The organism is Halarchaeum sp. P4 (genome assembly GCF_051195175.1).
Classification (GTDB): Archaea; Halobacteriota; Halobacteria; order Halobacteriales; family Halobacteriaceae; genus Halarchaeum.
On the sequence record NZ_JBNTKC010000003.1, the window covers coordinates 127633 to 145619 of the forward strand.

At 71.0% G+C, this 17987-nt stretch carries 17 protein-coding genes; 4 read left to right on the plus strand and 13 right to left on the minus strand.

The window, feature by feature from the left end:
• Positions 1-14 precede the first annotated feature (14 nt).
• The 5 genes from ACQUS8_RS11710 to cobN all read right to left on the minus strand — a co-directional run bounded on the left by ACQUS8_RS11710 (position 15) and on the right by cobN (position 7628).
• Positions 15-1319 carry a cobyrinic acid a,c-diamide synthase gene (locus ACQUS8_RS11710; RefSeq protein ID WP_435101236.1) on the minus strand — a complete coding sequence of 435 codons (1305 nt, stop codon included), beginning with the start codon at positions 1317-1319 and terminating at the stop codon, positions 15-17.
• Between the two features lie 49 nt (positions 1320-1368).
• Positions 1369-2157, minus strand: a complete 789-nt coding sequence (locus ACQUS8_RS11715; protein WP_435101238.1) for a CbiX/SirB N-terminal domain-containing protein — start codon at positions 2155-2157, stop codon at positions 1369-1371.
• A 137-nt stretch (positions 2158-2294) separates the two neighbouring features.
• The gene (locus ACQUS8_RS11720; protein ID WP_435101240.1) at positions 2295-3056 is read right to left on the minus strand and encodes a cobalt-precorrin-7 (C(5))-methyltransferase; all 762 of its coding nucleotides are present in this window, start codon (positions 3054-3056) and stop codon (positions 2295-2297) included.
• On the minus strand, positions 3053-3754 hold the full coding sequence (locus ACQUS8_RS11725) for a precorrin-8X methylmutase (RefSeq protein ID WP_435101242.1): 702 nt from the start codon (positions 3752-3754) through the stop codon (positions 3053-3055). The genes ACQUS8_RS11720 and ACQUS8_RS11725 overlap by 4 nt, the downstream gene beginning before the upstream one ends.
• The gene (cobN, locus tag ACQUS8_RS11730) at positions 3744-7628 is read right to left on the minus strand and encodes a cobaltochelatase subunit CobN (RefSeq protein ID WP_435101244.1); all 3885 of its coding nucleotides are present in this window, start codon (positions 7626-7628) and stop codon (positions 3744-3746) included. Before cobN ends, ACQUS8_RS11725 begins: the two co-directional genes overlap by 11 nt.
• Positions 7629-7662: 34 nt before the next feature.
• On the opposite strand from cobN, the gene ACQUS8_RS11735 reads away from it, so the two are divergent.
• From ACQUS8_RS11735 to ACQUS8_RS11750, 4 genes are read left to right on the plus strand one after another with little or no spacing between them, the layout of a single operon-like run.
• Positions 7663-9870: a VWA domain-containing protein gene (locus ACQUS8_RS11735; protein WP_435101246.1), complete on the plus strand. Its 2208-nt coding sequence runs from the start codon at positions 7663-7665 to the stop codon at positions 9868-9870.
• Between the two features lie 54 nt (positions 9871-9924).
• Positions 9925-10113, plus strand: coding sequence for a CbtB domain-containing protein (locus ACQUS8_RS11740; RefSeq protein WP_435101248.1), 189 nt, complete (start codon positions 9925-9927; stop codon positions 10111-10113).
• Positions 10114-10115: 2 nt separating this feature from the next.
• Positions 10116-10862, plus strand: coding sequence for a CbtA family protein (locus ACQUS8_RS11745; RefSeq protein ID WP_435101250.1), 747 nt, complete (start codon positions 10116-10118; stop codon positions 10860-10862).
• Positions 10862-11254, plus strand: a complete 393-nt coding sequence (locus ACQUS8_RS11750) for a (2Fe-2S) ferredoxin domain-containing protein (RefSeq protein ID WP_435101253.1) — start codon at positions 10862-10864, stop codon at positions 11252-11254. The genes ACQUS8_RS11745 and ACQUS8_RS11750 overlap by 1 nt, the downstream gene beginning before the upstream one ends.
• Here the strand turns inward: ACQUS8_RS11750 and ACQUS8_RS11755 are convergent.
• The 8 genes from ACQUS8_RS11755 to cbiG are packed head-to-tail and all read right to left on the minus strand — an operon-like array spanning position 11231 to position 17986.
• Positions 11231-12520, minus strand: coding sequence for a PQQ-binding-like beta-propeller repeat protein (locus ACQUS8_RS11755; protein ID WP_435101255.1), 1290 nt, complete (start codon positions 12518-12520; stop codon positions 11231-11233). The genes ACQUS8_RS11750 and ACQUS8_RS11755 overlap by 24 nt on opposite strands.
• On the minus strand, positions 12513-12884 hold the full coding sequence (locus tag ACQUS8_RS11760; protein ID WP_435101257.1) for a DUF3209 family protein: 372 nt from the start codon (positions 12882-12884) through the stop codon (positions 12513-12515). The genes ACQUS8_RS11755 and ACQUS8_RS11760 overlap by 8 nt, the downstream gene beginning before the upstream one ends.
• Positions 12885-12887: 3 nt before the next feature.
• Positions 12888-14114 (minus strand): CbiX/SirB N-terminal domain-containing protein, encoded by a 1227-nt coding sequence (locus ACQUS8_RS11765; protein ID WP_435101259.1) that lies wholly within the window; start codon positions 14112-14114, stop codon positions 12888-12890.
• The gene (locus ACQUS8_RS11770; protein WP_435101261.1) at positions 14111-14821 is read right to left on the minus strand and encodes a cobalamin biosynthesis protein; all 711 of its coding nucleotides are present in this window, start codon (positions 14819-14821) and stop codon (positions 14111-14113) included. The genes ACQUS8_RS11765 and ACQUS8_RS11770 overlap by 4 nt, the downstream gene beginning before the upstream one ends.
• Positions 14814-15074 carry a ferredoxin gene (locus ACQUS8_RS11775; RefSeq protein ID WP_435101263.1) on the minus strand — a complete coding sequence of 87 codons (261 nt, stop codon included), beginning with the start codon at positions 15072-15074 and terminating at the stop codon, positions 14814-14816. The genes ACQUS8_RS11770 and ACQUS8_RS11775 overlap by 8 nt, the downstream gene beginning before the upstream one ends.
• Positions 15064-16101, minus strand: a complete 1038-nt coding sequence (gene cobJ, locus ACQUS8_RS11780; protein ID WP_435101265.1) for a precorrin-3B C(17)-methyltransferase — start codon at positions 16099-16101, stop codon at positions 15064-15066. The genes ACQUS8_RS11775 and cobJ overlap by 11 nt, the downstream gene beginning before the upstream one ends.
• 2 nt (positions 16102-16103) lie before the next feature.
• Positions 16104-17000, minus strand: a complete 897-nt coding sequence (locus tag ACQUS8_RS11785; protein WP_435101267.1) for a precorrin-3B C(17)-methyltransferase — start codon at positions 16998-17000, stop codon at positions 16104-16106.
• Positions 17000-17986 carry a cobalt-precorrin 5A hydrolase gene (gene cbiG / locus ACQUS8_RS11790; RefSeq protein WP_435101269.1) on the minus strand — a complete coding sequence of 329 codons (987 nt, stop codon included), beginning with the start codon at positions 17984-17986 and terminating at the stop codon, positions 17000-17002. Before cbiG ends, ACQUS8_RS11785 begins: the two co-directional genes overlap by 1 nt.
• Between the last annotated feature and the right edge of the window lies 1 nt (position 17987).

The window sequence follows — 17987 nt, forward strand, 5'->3', positions numbered from 1 at the left end:
GCGTCGTCGCCGGCCTACCGCTCGACCGTCTCGAGGAAGGCGTCGAACGCCCCGCTCTCGGGATGGACGTGACAGTAGGTCCCGAGCGTCTCGTACTCGCGGAGGCCGTCCCGGCCGTCGTCGATGCCGTCGCCGCGCTCGACGTCGAACGCGAACCGGGCGTCGCCGGCAACGTCGGCGCTGGAGTAGTGGAACTCGTGGCCGCGCAGGCGCTGTCCGGCGCCAGCGGTGAGCGTGTCCCCGCGGGCGCGGAGTTCGACGTGGTCGAGCGCCTGATAGCGCTCGTGCATCCGCATCTCGGCGGGGAGGACGCCCGCCATTCGGTGGGTGTCGCCGTCGGTCGTCGTCAGCGATTCGGCAAGCGCGATGAGGCCGCCGCACTCGCCGACGACCGGCAGCCCGTCGGCCGCCGCGTCGCCGAGTTGTCGGAGTGCGGGGCTCTCCGCCAGCGTGGCCGCGTGGAGCTCCGGGTAGCCGCCGGGCAGGTAGACGCCGTCGCACTCCGGGAGGTCGTCGCCCGCCGTCGGCGCGAACGTGACGACGTCCGCGCGCTCGCGGAGGCGCTCGATGGTCGCAGGGTAGTAGAAGCAGAACGCCTCGTCACGCGCGACCGCGATGCGGGCGTCCGACTTCGGGCGGGTAGTCTGGCGTTCGGGTCGCGGTGGCTCGCGTGCGACGTCGACGAGACGCTCCGTGTGGACGTGCGCCGCGACATCATCGAGGGCGTCCGCCTCAATCGGGGCTTCGTCCCCCATGTGGAGGCCGAGGTGGCGGTCCGGGATGTCGAGGGCGTCCCGTGGGGGGATGCGTCCGAAGTACGTCATGCCGTCCGGGAGCGCGTCGCGGATGCCTTGCTCGTGGCGGCCACCGTGCGCGCGCTGGGCGATGACGCCCGCGACGTCGACGTCGAGGCCGGCGTGCTCGCTGTAGCGCTGGAACCCGAGCGCGGTCGCGGCGACGCTCTCCATGCCGGCTTTCGCGTCGACGACGAGCACGACCGGGAGGTCGAGGGAGTCCGCGACTTTCGCGGTGCTCGAGGCGTCGCCGTCGTACAGTCCCATCACGCCCTCGACGACGCAGACGTCGCCGTCGCCGCGGTGGTAGTTCCGCCGGAGGCCGTCCGCGCCCTGCATCCAGACGTCGAGCGTCCGCGAGGGGCGGCCGGCGACGTGCTCGTGATGGCTGGGGTCGATGAAGTCCGGGCCGGCCTTCGCCGGTTGGACCTGATAGCCGGCCGCGTCGAGCGCGCGAGTGACGGCGAGCGTGGCGACGGTCTTGCCGACGCCGGAGCGGGTGCCACCAATGACGACGCCGTTCATACGCCTACTGCGTGCTCGGCGGTCACGAGTCTGTCGCAGACGGCGAGCGTCATCGCGGTCGGCCCCCGTCGCCGTCTGTCGCAACCGGGCGCTGCGTCCGGGTCAACTGCGCTTCAAAGGAGGCGCTGGAGGCCGCGCCGCCGGCGAGGGCGCGTTGTTTCTCGACTTCCGCGTGGACGGCGTCGGTCACTCGCGGGTGTGTGCCGAGCGGGTCGGCGTACTCGATGCCGCCCCGCCCGAGGTCGAGTTCGTCGGGGATGCGGCGCTCGGTCGCCTCGGTCCGCGTCACGAACAGCGGGACGACGACCGCGTGGTGCGTGGTCGTGCTGTAGCGCACGCAGTCCACGGTGGGGTTCTGGAGGAGGTAGCAGGTCAACACCTCCGCGTAGTCGGACTGCTCGCGGAGGCGGGCGGCGTGATAGCTCGCGGTCTGCCGGTGGTAGGGCTTCGAGCTGCTCCCGAACCCGGCGAGGATGAGGGAGGCGTCGTCGCCCGCGGGGAGCAGGCTCGTGCCCTTCTCCGCGAGGACGTCGGTGACCGCGGGGCTCTGTCCGAGGGGTTCGCAGTAGTGGACGTCCCCGGGGACGTAGGAGAGGGCGGCGGGGATGCCGTCGACGGTGTCGTGGCTGTGCGCGGCGCACATCGGCACCGCGTACACCGTGTCGGCGGCGACGCGCTCGAGTTCGTCTTTGAGCTCGCGGACCGGCTCGCTCTCGTAGGTCGCGACCGTCACCTCGTCCGCGACGGCGCGGCGGCGGAGGCGCTCGGCGTGTGTGTCCAGTACTTCACGGGCGTTTCTCGTCGCTCGGCTGATGAGGAGGATTGCGTTAGTTGTCATTGAGCACCCAGTTGGTAAACTATATTTGATATACCCCAATTCGGGTTGTATTACGAGTTGCGGCGGATTCTCAAATAAGTTTTGATGGGGCGCACCCGTTGCCCACCATCCACGACCAGAACGGCGTGGCAGCCCCGTTACTCCCGCCGAACCGCCAGCACGGACAAATCGGAGAACGGCGAGGAGCGCGCGTCCGAGTCCGCCGTCCGCGCGCCGAGCGAGCCCAGCGTCGTCCGCGTTATCGCCTCGTCGTCGTGGGTCAGCCGCTCCAAGACGAGCGCCTCCAGCGACGGGGACGCGCCCGCATCGAGCAGGTCGGCCGCGACGTCCTCCGGCATCCAGTCGTAGGGACGGGGCAACACGAGCAGATGGCGCTCCCCGACGGCGTCGCGGAGCCGCCGCAGTCCGGGCGAGATGTCACCGCTCTTGTGGAGCGTCACGAACGCCGTGTCCTCCATCGGCGTCCGCGCCCGACTCGCCGCCACCTGGAGCGACGAAATCCCGGGAATCACCCGAACCGGGCGCTCGACCGCGGCCTCGACCTTCCCGACGAACTGGTAGCCCGAATGGTTCGGGTCACCCATCAACACGGCCGTCCCGCTCGCTCCGTCGCCGACGCGCGCGGCGAACGCCTCGAGCGTCTCGCCCTCGTCGCGATACCCACAGGTGAGCAGGTCCGCGTCCGTCCGGTCGGCGACGAACTCCACCACCGTCTCGAAGCCCACGACGACGTCCGCCTCGCGAATCGCGCGCTCCCCGCGCGGCGTCAGGTACTCCGGATTGCCGGGCCCGACGCCGACCGCGTACACCGGCTCCCCGTCGACATCCCCCGACTCGGGTTCCGAGGCCGCCAGCGACGCGGGGTCCGGCCCCGCATCCAAGTCGTAGTCCTCACTCACGGGAGGTCGACCTCGCCGCTCCGGACGTCACTCGCCACATGGACGAGCTCGTTCGTCAGGCCGGCCGCGAGCCCGCTCCCGCCGCGCCGACCCACGTTCGTAATCGCCGGGACGCCGTGTTCGGCCGCGACCGCACGGAGGCGTTTCCGGCTCTCCGCGGCCTTCACGAAGCCGACCGGCGTGGCGACCACGACCGCGGGCCGCGTGCCGTCCTCGATGCAGTCCGCGAGCGCGAGCGCCGCCGTCGGCGCGTTCCCCACGACCGCGATGGCGTCGTCGTAGACGCCCTGCCGGTCGAGTTCGAGGACGGACGCTGCCGTCCGCGTCATCCCGGTCTCGGCCGCAAGCTCCGCGCCGTTCCCGATGGCCTTCCGAACGGGACAGTCGTGGCCGCGTCCGGTGATGCCGGCCTTGACCATCGTGATGTCAGTGACGATGGGGCGCTCCTCCAGCACCGCCTGCGCGCCCGCGACGACCGGCTCCGAGTCCGTCCCGCCGGTGAAGCGCACGAGATGCTGGAACTCCGGGTCGCCCGTCGCGTGCACGCTCTTCTGCCGGACGCGGTCGGCCAACGTCTCGTCCGGGACGAGCTCGCGCACACGATCCATGCTCGTCTCCGCGATGTCCATCGCGTTCTCCGTCGTCGCGCCAAGGTCGGCGTACGCCTCGAACTCGCCGTCCGCGTCCTCAGTCGTCATCGCTCGACACCTCCGGGGCGTCCGCGCCGCCAGCACGCGCCTCCAGGTCGCCGTCCACGCGGAGGTTGACGTCCCGAAGCCGGTCGGCGGTCTCCGCGTCGGCGTCCCAGAGCCCGCGCTCGATGGCCTCGAGGAGCGTATCGGTGATGCTCTCCAGGGCCCACGGGTTCACGTCGCGCAGCCACTCCTGGCGGTCCTCGTCGAAGGCGTACTTCTCGGCGACGTCCGCCCAGAGCGCGTCGCTGACGACGCCCGCGGTCGCGTCCCAGCCGAGGACGACGTCGACGGTCGTCGAGAGGTCGCCCGCGCCCTTGTAGTCGTGCTCCTCCATGCTGTCGAGCCAGTCGGGGTTGAGCACGCGGGCGCGCATCGCCTTCCGGACCTTCTCCTCGTTCGTGTAGACCTCGACGTTGTCGGGGTCGCTGGAGTCGCCGACGTAGGAGGCGGGCTCCGCGCCCGCGATCTCCGAGACGGCACTGATGAACCCGCCGTGGAACGCGTACCAGTCGGAGCTGTCGAACTCGTCCTGCTCGGCGGTGTCCTCGATTTTCACCGTGGCCTCGACGCTCCCGAGGCGGCGCTCGAAGGCGTCGTGGGCTTCCGACGCGCGGCCGCGCGACCCGAGCGCGTAGCCGCCCCACTGGACGTAGACGTCCGCGAGGTCCGAGCGGTCCTCCCAGTTCCCCTCGTCGACCGCCTTGTTCGTGCCCGCGCCGTAGCCGCCCGGCCGTGTGGTGAACACGCGGTGTTTCGCGGCCGCCTCGGGGTCCTCGACGCCCTCCGCGGCGAGTTCCTCCGTGTCCTCCTCGACGTGCTTCTTCACGTAGTTCATCTCGTGTGGCTCATCGAGGTCGACGACCGCGTCGACGGCGTCGTGGACGACGCTGGCGGCCTGCGGGAAGGCGTCCCGGAACAGCCCCGAGACGCGCGTCGTGACGTCGATGCGCGGTCGGTCGAGTTCCTCGAGCGGGATGGGCGTGACGCCGTCGATGCGGCCGGCATCGGTCCACTCCGGTTCGACGCCCATCAGCGCGAGCACTTGCGCAATGGTCTCGCCGCGCGTCCGCACGGTCGGCGTCCCCCACGCGACGACGCCAACTTCCTCGGGGTACTCGCCCTCGGCGTCATGGTGGCGGGCCGCCACGCCTTCTGCGACCTCGCGGCCGACGCGCCAGGCACTCTTCGCGGGCACCTTCCGCGGGTCGAGCGTGTAGAAGTTGCGCGCCGTCGGCAGGAGGTCGACGCCGCCACGCGTCGGCGCGCCGCTCCCGCCGGGCGGGACGTACTCGCCGGCGAGTGCGTCCGCCGTTCGCGGAATCTCCTCGGCTGCGCCCTCGACTCGTGGCGCGACCTCCTCGCAGATGAACGCGAGCGCCTCGCGGAGGTCGTCGTGCGCGCCGGATTTCGCCCGCGCGTCGCCGAGCGGGTCGATGTCGACCACGAGCAGGTTCATGTTCACCTCGTCCTTGGGGCCGGCCTCGACCTCGGACGCCGGGACGTCGAACTCGTGTGCGGCCAGCGTCTCCACGAGCTCGAGGCTCGTCTCGTACACCTCGTCGGCGGCCTCGGAGAGTGTCATCCCGAGGTCCTCGTCGTAGGTGCCGGGCTCGTCGAGCATCCGCTGGTAGTCGACGCCGAGGACGCCCGCGACGCTCTCGCGGAGGCTCGGCCCACCCGGGTTCTCGAGGCGCGTGAGCGCGACGAGATACTCGACGAGACGCTCGCCCTGCGGGGGCTCGCCCATCGTGTGGAGGCCCATCCGTATCTGGGTCGTCTTGACGTCCGTGAGGTACTCGTGGACGCGCTCGACGAGCGCATCGATGTCGAGGTCGTCGCCCTCGACTGCGCCCTCGGCGAGCGTCGAGCCAGCCTCTTCGGGACCACGCACGTCGGCCTTCTCGTCAACCTCGCCCGCGATGCCGAGTTCGACCGCGAGGTCGAGGTCGTCAATCGTCTCGCGGAGCAGCTGTTCGAGATGCTCGCCGTCGTCGGCGCGCGCGTCCTGCATACCGGCTTCCCGGTACTGGTCGGCGAGCTCCTCGAGTTCCGCGAGCTCGTCGTAGGTGCCGGCGTTCCGCATCACCGGCGTGAGGTAGTCGACGATGGCGGCGTACGACCGCCGTTTCGCCTGCGTCCCCTCGCCGGGATTGTTGACGATGTAGGGGTAGACGTTCGGAAGGTCGTCGACGAGCTGGTCGGGGGCGCTCTCTCCGTTCAGCCCCACGGTCTTGCCGGGGAGCCACTCGAGACTGCCGTGCGTGCCGAGGTGGACGACGGCGTCGGCCTCGTAGGCGTTCCGGAGCCAACTGTAGAACGCCACGTAGTCGTGGGGCGGCTGGAGGTCCGAGTCGTGGTAGACTTTCGCGGGATCCATGCCGAACCCGCGCGGCGGTTGGACGGTGACGAGGACGTTCCCGAACTCGACGCCGGGGATGGCGAACGGCCGATCGGGGGCCTCGCCCCACTCCTCGACGACGTTCTCGCGGAAGCGCTCGTCCAGGGCCGCGAACCACTCGCGGTACTGGTCGGTGGAGACGACGTCGACGCTCGCCTCCCGGACGTCCTCGGGTGCGACCCAGCGGTCGTCGAGGGTGAGTTGGGCGGTCAACTGCTCGACGAGCGACTGGCCGCTCTCGGGGAGCGACCCGTCGAGGTCGTAGCCGCGCTCGCGGAGCTCGGTGAGGAGGTTGACGGTGCTCTCGGGGCTGTCGAGGCCGAACGCAGTGCCGATGCCGTCGTCGCTCGGCGGGTAGTTGTGGAGGACGACGGCGACGGTCTTCTCGGCGTTCGGGGTGTGTCGGAGGGACGCCCAGTTGACGGCGAGCCGCGCGGCGTGGTCGACGCGGTCGTCGATGGGGAAGTGCTGTTTGGGCGCGCTCCCGATATCCGCGTCGTCCGCGGTGCGCTCCTTGCCGCTGATGGGGTGGGTGATGACGTTGCCGTCGAACTCGGGGAGGGCGACCGAGAGCGCAAGCTCGAAGCCCATCACGCCGGTGTCGCTGCGCTCGTAGCGCGAGCGCGAGCGCATCGTCGTGACGGTCTGGATGACGGGGACGCCGAGGCGGTCAAGGAAGACGTCCTCGGCGCTCTCACCCTCGTCGGCCGCGCCGCGTCCGCGCTCGTCCATCGAGAGTGAGAACATGAACGAGGAGAGCACGGCGTCGACGACGGGGTCGCCGTCGTCATCGAGGAGCCACTCCTCGGTGACGCGCTCGGCGTCCCACTGCTCGTCGGTGTCGGTCGCGGGGTTGCAGAAGACGGGGAGCGCGTCGGCGCCCTGCGCCTCGATGGCGCGCACCTGGGCGTCGACGTAGCGCGTGTTCTCGTGCGTCCAGTGGGACTCGTAGAACCAGACGGCGACGGTCGGCGTGTCGGGGTCGAACGTCCGGCGCAGTTCCTCGTAGGTCACGCCCGGATGGTCGGGGTGGTAGACGCCTTCCGTCGGCAGCGCAACGGGGTCGTCGTAGTCGTACTCACCGTCGCCGTAGGCGTCGGCGAGGAAGCGGACGCAGTTCGCGACGTTGCTGGCGCCGCCCTTCTCGAGGTACTCGTAGACGCGGTCACGGTCGCCGGCGGCGACGGACGTGTCCTCGAGCGCGTAGGCGTCGCCGGTCGACTTGACGACGAGCGGGACGCCGGCGTCCGCGAGTCGCTCGACGGCGCGGTCGTACCCCGGCATGCTCTCCTCGGCGCCGTGCAGCCAGAAGACCGCCGCGGTGGCGTCCTCGAGTTCGTCGATGAACGCCTCGACGTCCGTCTCCTCGTCGAGGTCGCTCTCCGAGCGCACGACCAGATCGACGTCAGTGTGGGCCGCCGCCTGCTGGACAGCGCCGAGCTCGTTCTCGGTTGCGGTGTATAGACCGATTGTTGGCATAACGTTGTTAAACCTCCGTTGCGCTAATACAACTATGGTTGATTCCGTCGGAGGCAAAAAAGCTTCGCACGGCCGGGGCGCGTCGCCGGCCTTCGCGGACATCGTCGGGCAGACGGAGCTCAAGGAGGCGCTGCTGGCCGTCGCGGCGAACGACGACCTGGACGGGCTGCTGGTGCAGGGCGAGAAGGGGACGGCGAAGTCGACGGCGGTGCGCGGGCTCGCCGACCTCCTCCCGACCCAAACCGTCGTCGCGGACTGCCCCTACGGCTGTCCGCCCGACGCCCCCAGGCGCCAGTGCGACTCCTGTCGCGAGCGAGCCGACCCACCGACGGACGAACGCCCGGTTCCGGTCGTCACGCTCCCGCTCGGCGCGACCCGCGAGCGCGTCGTCGGGACGCTCTCCGTCGCAGACGCCCTCGATGGCGACTACGAGTTCGACCCCGGCCTGCTCGCACGCGCGAACCGCGGCATCCTCTACGTCGACGAGGTAAACCTCCTCGACGACCACCTCGTCGACGTCCTCCTCGATGCGGCCGCCGGCGGGGTCAACCGCGTCGAGCGCGACGGCGTGAGCGTCAGCCACCCCGCCGACTTCACGCTCGTCGGGACGATGAACCCCGAGGAGGGCGAACTCAGGCCGCAGCTCCGCGACCGGTTCGCGCTCCGGGCGACCGTCACCGCCTGCGAGGACCTCGACCGGCGCGTCAGCATCATCGACCAGGCCCTCGGCCGGACGCGCGACGACACCGAGCAAGCGGGCGACGACCACACGAACGCCGAGTACCGCGAGCGACTCCGAGGCGCACGCCAGCGCCTCACGACCGTCGAACTCCCGACGGAGTTCGCGCGGGAAATCGCCGAACTCTGCCGGGACGCAGGCGTCGATGGCCACCGCGGGGACATCGCGATGGCACGCGCCGCACGGACGTTCGCCGCGCTCGACGGCCGCACGACGGTCATCGAGGGCGACGTCCGCCGGGCGGCGGAACTCGCGCTCCCCCACCGGCTCCGCTCCCGGCCGTTCGAGGACGCCCCCGACCCGAGCGACCTCCTCGACGAGCACTTCGACGACGGGGACGACGACGACGGCGAGCAGGAGGACGGGGAACAACCCGACGACGGTGCGGAGTCGGACGACGAGAGCGATGGGGAGGCGAACGCCGAACGCGGCGACGACGGCGACTCGGAAACCGGGGACGACGCGGACGGCGATGGCGATATGGAGAGCGATGCCGACGCCGAGGACGGGGACGAGAGCGAAGCAGGTACCGACGAATCGGACGCATCCGACGCTGGCGAGTCGGAGAGTACTCCGCAACCAAGCACCGGGTCGACAGACCCCGACGAGGAACGCGAGAGCAACGCGGGCGGAACGTCGCCGGCCGAGCGAGGCGACGGCGACGAGAAGGAGACCGACGACCCGGAGGAGGGCACGCCACTCGTCCCCGGGCAGTCCCGAGCCGACATCGGCGCGGGGCGCGCGCCGGACCTCGCCGCACCCGACGCCGTCGAGGACGGCCGGTCGGACAGCGGGTCGCGCTCACGGACGCAACCCGGGACCGACGGGACGGGGGCGCGCGTGCGGAGCCAGCGTGCGGAGTCGGAGCGGAATATCGACGCCGCGGCGTCGGTCCGCGCGGCGTCCTCGCGGGGCGCGTCGTCCGTGGAGTCCCGTGACCTCCGGCAGTCCGTCCGCCGGAGCGAGTCGTCGGCGCTGGTGGTGTTCGCCGTGGACGCGAGCGCGTCGATGCGGCCGGCGATGCGCGCGGCGAAGGGAACCGTCCTCGAACTCCTGAAGGACGCCTATCAGGAGCGCGACGAAGTCGCGTTCGTTGGGTTCGCGGGCGAGGAGGCGGAGGTCCTCCTCCCGCCGACGGACAGCGTCACGCTCGCCGCACGCCACCTCAAGGAGTTGCCGACCGGCGACCGCACGCCGCTCCCGGACGGCCTCCGGACCGCCGGCGACGTGCTCGAGCGCGCGGACCCGAGTGCAAGTGTCGTTGTGCTCGTGACGGACGGCCGGCCGAACGTTGCGGACGGGAGTCCGGTGCGCGAGACGCGCGCGGCCGCACGACGGTTGGCCGAGCGCGACCCGCACGTCGTCGTCGTCGACGCGGGCGAGGACGACCGCTCGGGCGTTTCGGATCTGATTGTCGAGGAGACGGGCGGCGAGCGCGTCCCGCTCTCGGCGCTGTCCGCCGACCGAATCGACGCCGTCGTCGGCGCCGTACAAGGGGAGTAGGGCTCGTCCGGAAGTTTTACAATCTCAGTTTACCTTCTGCAAGTGTGGTTTAGAATGGCGACAGCCAACAACACCGTTCACGGTCGAATCGAACAGGCGCGCACCGAACTCACGTCGACGCAGGTGGCCGTCGGCCTCGCCCTCATCGCCGCCCTCGGGTTCGCGCTGCTGTTCGTCCAGCAGCCGATGCTCCACGACTCGCTGCACAACTTCCGGCATGCCGCCGGTATCACCTGCCACTAGTCGTGCTCACGACCTACCTGAAGCGCGGCGTGACAGCCGGCGTCGTCGCCGGGCTGGCGTTCGGCCTCCTCATGGCGCTCGTCGCCAACCCGCTCGTCGCGTTCGCCGACGGACTCGGGCACGGCGGCGCGCACGCCCACGGGGCCGACGCCGGCCACGACAGCGCCGTCTCCGCGATGGTCACGAACGCGGTGAGCATCGTCGGCGGCGTCCTTTGGGGGGTCCTCCTCGGCGGCGTCGTCTTCGGCGTCGCCTACTACTTCCTCGAGCCCGCGATTCCGGGCGGCGGCGCGACGAAGAGCTACCTCATGGCCGGCGCCGGCTTCGTCACCGTCTCCGGTGCCCCGTGGCTCGTCCTCCCGCCTCAGGTGCCCGGCGTCGAGCAGGCGCTCCCCACCGACACTCGCCTCTCGCTGTACGCAGGGATGATGGTCGTCGGGGCGATTGCCTGCCTGACCGCGGGATTCGCCTATCGGCGCCTTCGTGGCTCGCGCAGTCAGCCTGTTGCCGCCGCCGGTGCCGCGCTCCCCGCGCTCGCGCTCCTCGGAGTCGCGACCGCCCTCGCACCGGCGAACGCGGCCGAGAGCGCGCTCCCCGCCGAGCTGGCGACCGGACTGACCGGCCTCGTCGTGTTCGGACAGCTCCTCCTCTGGGCGCTCCTCGCCGGCGTCCACGCCCGCCTTCGTGACGCGACGGAGACGAGCGACGTGACGGCCACACACACCGACCGCACGGTCACCGCCGACTGATGCGGTCGCGCACGACCGACGTTCGCGAGAACGGCTTCTCCGACCACGTGCTGGTCTGCACGCACGCACGCGACTCCGAACACGCCTGCTGTGCGGGCGCGGACGGCGAAGAAGTGTACGCGGCAGTGACGTCGTGGCTGCGCGAGCGCGACGTCTTCTGGACGCGCGTCCACGTCGCCGAGACGAGCTGCCTCGGGCTCTGCAGCGCCGAGGGCGCCGCAATTGCCATCCACCCGCGCGGCCGATGGTACTCGGACGTACAACCGGACGACGTGCCCGACCTCCTCGAACGGGAGTTCGGCCCCGACGCCTCACGGCTCGGCGTCACTAGCGAAGACGACATGCCTGACGACGCGCGTACGGCGCCGTCAGTCGGCCCGGCCGAGAAGTAGTCGATAGCTGCCGCGCTCTTCTCCCTCGTCGTGATAGACGACCGGTTCCTCGACGGCGACGACCAGGTCGTCGTCCAGCGCCGCCGCGGTGACGACGCCGTCCGTGGTGACAGACCCAACAGGCCCGCTCGTCGCATCGAAGACCCGCAGGCCGTGGACGTCGGCGTCGCGCGTGCGGAAGTGCTGCGCGCCGGGGACGGCCACGCGACGCCCATCTGTACCGAGTTCGCCCGCGAAGCCGCCGACGGACGCCGTCCACGCACGCTCGCCGTCGGGTGCGTACCCGAATGCGGTGTGCTCGCGCGGGTGAAGTGAGTCCGTCTCGCGGCCGTCCTCCGCGTAGGTGTTCCCCGTGACGAAGACCACGCCGCCCGCGCTCGCGTGCACGTGGTTCGGGTAGGCGTAGAGCGTCTCGCCGTCGACCGTCGCGGGCGTCCCGAGGTCGACGCGCCACCGCTCCTCGCCGTCGGCGCCGAGTCGGTAGCCTCGATAGTCGCCGTGGCTCGCGACCACGACGCCGTCAGTGAGGAGCGCGACGTCGCCGACGCGGCGCTGGCCGTCCGTCCCGGGGTCCCACGCGTATCGCACGTCGCCCGCCGCGGCGTCGAGGACGACGAGGCCGTCCTGATGGTCGCCCGGACAGCGGTTGTACGCCACCGCGACGCGGTCCGCGTCGGCGGCGAGGCCGATGGGCGAGGCGTCGGTCTCGTGCGTCCAGATGACATCGCCCGACGGGTCGAACGCGGAGACGACGCTCTCGAACGACCGCCGTTCGCCGTCGCGCTCGTAGCGTCGCGCCGCGACGTACAGCCGGTCGCCGACCGCCGCGACGTCCACGACGAAGGGGAAGAAGAACCGCGACGGCTTCTGTGCGTCACCGACGTCCGCCGCGGTGGCGTAGCGCCAGCGCAGGTCGCCGGAGTCCGCGTCGTAGTACCTGAGCGCGCCCTCCGGGCCGCGCTCGCCGACGATGACGCCGTCGCGCCACGGCTCGGCCGTGACGACGGCCGTCTCATTGACATCCGTTCCCGCATGCCACTGCTCTGCGAGGGTCGACCGGTCGGACGCGCGGACGGCACCGTCGGCCGTGCCGACAACGACCAGCTCGTCGGTCAGCGCGACCGCGGAGCGCCGGCCCGCGTGTCGGGAGCGCGCCGGCGACACCTCGCCGAGGTCGACCGACTGATTGACCGAGAGCCGCGCTTCCGCATCGGTCGGCTCGCCGTCAGCGTGGGGTGGTGTGGTGGCCTCCGGGGTCTCACTCATCGGCGGGGAACGTCTCGTGGAGGACGTCGTGCGCCTCGCCCAGTCCGTCGAGGACGCTCTCGCCCTGGTCAGTCAAGCGGTGGACGGCGCGCTCGGCGTCGCGCACGGCGACGAGTCGCCCGCGCAGGTAGTCGTACTCGGGGTCGTCCGCGTCGGTCGTGGCGATTTCCTCCTCGAGGTCGACGAGCGCCGCGTCGAGGTGGCGCTCGATTTCCGAGAGGGTCTGGGCGTTCGCCAGCGCGTCGATGGGGCCGTCAGGGGCGTCGGCGAGTTCCTTCTCCGCGTGTTCGCGCGTGCTCCGGTCTTCGGTGCCGAGCACGTTCATCAGTCCGAGTCGCAGCGCTTCGAGTTCGTAGCAGCTCATGTGTCAGAGGGTTTGATCGACGAGGTCGGAGACGATGCGATCCCGGTCGAGGTGGGACGAGACGATGCGTTCGGCGTCATCCTCCTCGACGCCGCCGTACCAGACGCCGTCGGGGTAGACGGCGACCATCGGGCCGTCGCCGCAGCGCCCGAGGCAGGACGAGCGCGTGATGCGGGCGTCGCAGGCGTCCGAGTCGCGCGCCTCCTGGCGCAGTCGCTCCAGCACGGCCGGCGAGCCGTCCGCGGCACAGGTCTGGTTCGTGCAGACCGCGACGTGCTTCGCCGGCGCGTCGTGGGCGTGTGGCTCGTCGGCGACGTCCTCGCGGTCCGCGTGCGCCTCCTGATGGGTCAGCGCGCGCAGCATCGCGCGAGCGCCGCCGACGTCCTCCTCGTAGCCGTCGAGTTCCACCTTGTACTTGCAGGTGTCACAGGACATGTCGACGCTCTCGGTGCGGGCCTCCTGCCAGCGGTCGCCGAGCACGTCGAGGAGGCGGCCGTCGGTGCCGAGCGGGTCGCCGGCCCCGGCCGCGACGTACGGGTAGTCGTCGTCGAACTCGGCGGCGCCGTCCCGAACGCGCTGGGTGAGCACGCCGTCGCCGAGCATGTAGGGGAGGACGATTACGGCGTCCGGCCGACTCTTCGCGACCGAGTGGAGCGCCTCCTCCAGTCGGGGTTCGGTGACGCCGATAAACGACGTCTCGACGCGCTCGAACGCCCGGCCCTCGTAGAGGAGGCGCGCGAGCTTGTGGGCGTCGCCGTTCGCGTCCGGGTCGCTGGAGCCGCGCGCACAGAGGACGACCGCGACGTCGTCTTCCTCACGGTCGACGCCGAGCTCGGCCTCGACTGCCGCGGCGCGGTCGTCGAGCAGGTCGACGAGCGCGGGGTGGACGCCGAGGTGCGCGCCGTTGTGAATCGTGAGACCGGGGTGCTCGGCGCGGGCGTCCTGCACCGCGAGCGGGACGTCGTTCTTGACGTGGCTCGCCGCGAACAGCGACAGCTGGACGACGGTGATTTGCGAGACGCTCGAGGCGAGGCCCGCGATGGCCTCGGGAATCGAGGGGCTCGCGAGTTCGAGGAACCCCGCGTCCACGGGGATGCCGAGCCGGCTCTCGAGGTCGGCGGCGAGCGCGCGCACCTGCTCGTTGGACTTCTCGCGACGCGAGCCGTGGCCGACCAGCAACACGGCCTCGTCCTCGAGACCGACCGGGGCCGGGGTCGCGTTCGCGGTCATTCCGAGAGCTCACCCACCTCACTCGCCGTCGCGCGCTCGACGCTCCGGCGGAGTTTGCGCCGGCGTGCCGCGGAGTAGAGCCCCGACTCGTCGCTGCCGGCGTACACCCACTCCGCGAACGCCGCGACGTCCGCGTCGTCCGCGAGCCCGAACCAGTAACCGCCCGAGGACGTCTCGGAGAGGTCGTCGGTCGGGGCGTGTGGCGCCGCGGCGTCAAGGAGCGAGCGCACCGTCCGGAGCAGCGCGGCGTCGTCGTGGACGAACGAGACGCCGACCGACGCCGGGGACTCGCGGAAGCAGACGGTGCCACACGACTCCAGGAGGCCGCGAACGAGTTCCGCGCGGTGCTCGGAGAACGCGTCGAAGCGATAGCCGCCGGGTTGGCCGTCGATGGGGAGGCCGAGCGCGGCGCTCGCGCGCTCCGCCGCCGTCCCGACGACCTGCAGTTCGTACTCGTCCTCGAAGCGGACGATAGAGGCGTCGTGGGCGGACTCGCGGGCGGCGACGCGGTGGTCGGCGCGGTCCGCGCCCGCGACCGCCGCGAGCGCGTCCGCCGCCGTCTCGTCGCCGGTCCGGACGGTCACGCAGTTCTCGGTAAGCTCGCCGTCGCCGGCGACCCGCCCCCAGAAGTACGCCGTCGCCGGCGTCGTGGCGAGCAGGTCCGTCACCGGCTCGGGCGACCCGTCGGTCCGGTCGGCGTCACTCATCGTCGCCCTCCGTCAACACGTCGATGGCGTCGAGCGGGCAGGCGCGAGCGGCCTGTTCCGCCGCCGCGAGCCGGTCGTCGTCGAACGCCACGACCTGGGCGCTGCTGGCGTCGTCGCCGATACCGCCATCGCCGTCGGCCTCGATGGCCGCCAGTCCGTCGGCGGCCTCGACGAAGCGGTCGTCGCGGACGAGACACGCGAACACGCCGTCGCAGACCTCGCGGTCGAGGCGCACGCGGTACTCAGTAGTCATACTTCGACTCGTACCCCCGCGGGGTCACCATCCGGTCGTCCCAGACGTACGTCTCCTCGTTCCCGACGAGGAGCGTCGTCGTCATGTCGACGAGGTCGGTCTCGCCGTACTCCTCGAGCTCGCCGAGCTCGACGATTTCGACCTGTTCGTCGTCGCGGCCCGCGCCGTGAACGATGCCGACCGGCGTCTCCGGGTCGCGGTGCTCGAGGAGGATTTCGCAGCACTTCTCGAAGTTCTCCCGGCGCTTGCGGCTCCACGGGTTGTAGATGGCGATGGTGAACCCCTCCTTGGCCGTGGCGTGAAGTCGCGACTCGATGGTCGGCATCGGCGTCAGGTGGTCGGAGAGGGAGATGCTGACCGTGTCGTTCACGAGCGGCGCGCCCAGCCGCGCGCCACAGGACTGCGCGGCGGGGACGCCGGGGACGACCTCGAAGTCGACCATGCTCGCGCTCGCGCCCTTCGACTCGAGGATTTCGAGCGCCAGGCCGGCGAGCGCGTAGACGTTCGGGTCGCCGCTCCCGATGATGGCAACGTCGTTCCCGGCGAGCGCGCGGTCGACCGCCTCCTCCGTGCGCGAGACCTCGCCGCACATCGGCGTGTCGTACAGCTCGTCGGCCGACTCGGTGACCTCGTCGGGCAGGAGGTCGACGTACGTGGTGTAGCCGACGATGTGCTCGGCGTCAAGCAGCGTCTCGCGGGCGCGCCGCGTCATCCCCTCCGGGCCGCCCGGACCGAGGCCGACGGCGAGGAGTCGGCCGGGCTCACCCTCGAAGTCCTCGACGGTCGCCTCGACCTGCTCATCGGTCGTCTCGCGCTTCGAACTCCCGCAACTCGAACTGGACGAACTCGACGCGCCACAGCTCGACCCCGAGGACGAACTCGTGTCGTCGCTCGACGCGCCACAGCTCGACGTGTCCGTCTCCGGCCTGTCGTCGGTCGACGCGCCGCATTTCGAGGCGGAGCTCGTGTCGCTCGCGCCACAGCTCGATTCCGTCTCCGTGCGCTCGGTGGTGTCGTCAGTGCTCATTGTCAGAAGTCATCGACGTCACGCCCGCCGCGCGGGGTGACGAGGTGTTTGCCGTAGTCGTTCTCCCAGACCGCAGTCTCGTGGTTGCCGATGAGGATGGACGTCCCCATGCCGCCGACTTCGTCCTCGTAGTCGTCGGCCTCGCCGAGGGTGGTGATGGTGTGCGTCTCGTCCTCGACGTTCCGGCCGGCGTCGCCGCGGCCAGCGTCGTTGAAAATGCCGACCGGCACGTCGTCGGCGCGCTCCTCGCGCACCACCTCGATGGCGCGCTCGTAATCCCGCCAGCAGTTGTAGAGGACGATGACGAAGCCGCTGATGGCGGCGGCGCGCAGTTTCTCCTCGATTTCGTCCCAGCCGCGCCACTTGTCGGAGAGCGAGACCGTGCAGAAGTCGTTCGAGAGCGGCGCGCCGAGGTTCGCCGCGCCGCCGAGCGCCGCCGTCACGCCGGGGACGACCTCGATGGGGACGTCGTAGGCCTCGTCCGCTTCGGCCATCGTGAACAGGAGGTCGCTCTTCCCGTAGACGTTCGGGTCGCCGCCCGAGACGTGCGCGACGTCCTCGCCGTTGCGGACGCGCCGGAACGCCTCCCGGGCGAGTTCGACCTGCTTGCCCATCGTCGAGCGGACGAGCGTCTGCCGCGTGCCGCCGCGGCGCTCGAGGACGGTGCCGGACTCGCCGTCGACACTCGCACCGCCGTCGGTCACTGCGTCCACCTCGGCGTCCGCCGGCGGGAGCGTGCCGTCGCGCCGGAGGAACTCCTGATAGAGGTTCGACGCGATGACGCAGTCCGCGGTCGCGATGACGTCCTTCGCGCGCTGGGTCATCGCGTGCGGGAGGCCGGGGCCGATGCCGACGACGTAGAGCGTACCCGTCTCGTCGGCAGCGTCGTCGCCGGACATTATCGTCCCACCGCGACAGTCACGGCGTCCTCGAAGCGCTCCTTCTCCCGGGCGAGTTCGTGCTCGCGGCCGCCGGCGATGGCCGACGCCTCGGCGATGCCCGGCCAGCCGATGAGCTCCTTCGAGCGCGACGGCGACGGCCCCTCGAAGCGTTCGAGCGTCTCCTTCTCGAAGAGGACGACGCCCGCACCGATCTCCTGGGCGGCCTCGTAGAGGCCGGGTTCGCCCTCCTTGCGCGTGCCGGTGGCGACGAACTCGACGTCCGAGAGCGAGCGGTCGATGTCCGCGAGCGCGGCCTCCCACGCGCGGAGCACCTGCTCCTTCTTCACGCCGGAGACGGTGCCCGTCCCGAGGACGACCCCGTCCTCGCTGTTGCGCTTGAGGACGGTGACGTCGTCCTCGACGAGCACCGCGCGCGGGCCGTCGAGGCGAGCGACCGGCCCGAGCTCCTCGTTCAGCACCGCGAGGTTCGTCGCGACCGTCGAGTCGCCGTTGACGACGTGCGCGTCCAGCGCCTTCGCCTTGCTCTCGACGCCCTGCTTGCCCGCGGCCTCGCTCGCGGTCGTCATCGCCGGGACCGCGCCGAGCTGCGAGAGGTCGTGTGCGACCTGGTTCGCGCCGTGATGGCCACCCGTGATCGGGATGGCCCACGTCAACGCCTCGTCGACGACGACGATTGCGGGGTCGTCCCACTTGTCGTCGAGGAGCGGCGCGGTCTTGCGCATCGCGATGCCCGACGCCATCAGGCCGACGAAGCAGTCGTAGTCGCCCCAGTGCTCGGCGAAGACGTCGCCGTGGTACTCGATGATGTCGACCTGCTCGTAGCCGTCGCCGATGCCGTCGACGATTTCGCGCGCGGTGTCGAGTTTGCGCTCGAAACTGATGATCGCGATTTCCTCAGCCACCTCGCCGTCCGAGTCCGGCGTCGAACAGTGGCCGCCCGATTCGCCCGCGTCCGCGTCGTCCGTGTTCGTGTCCGTGCTCATG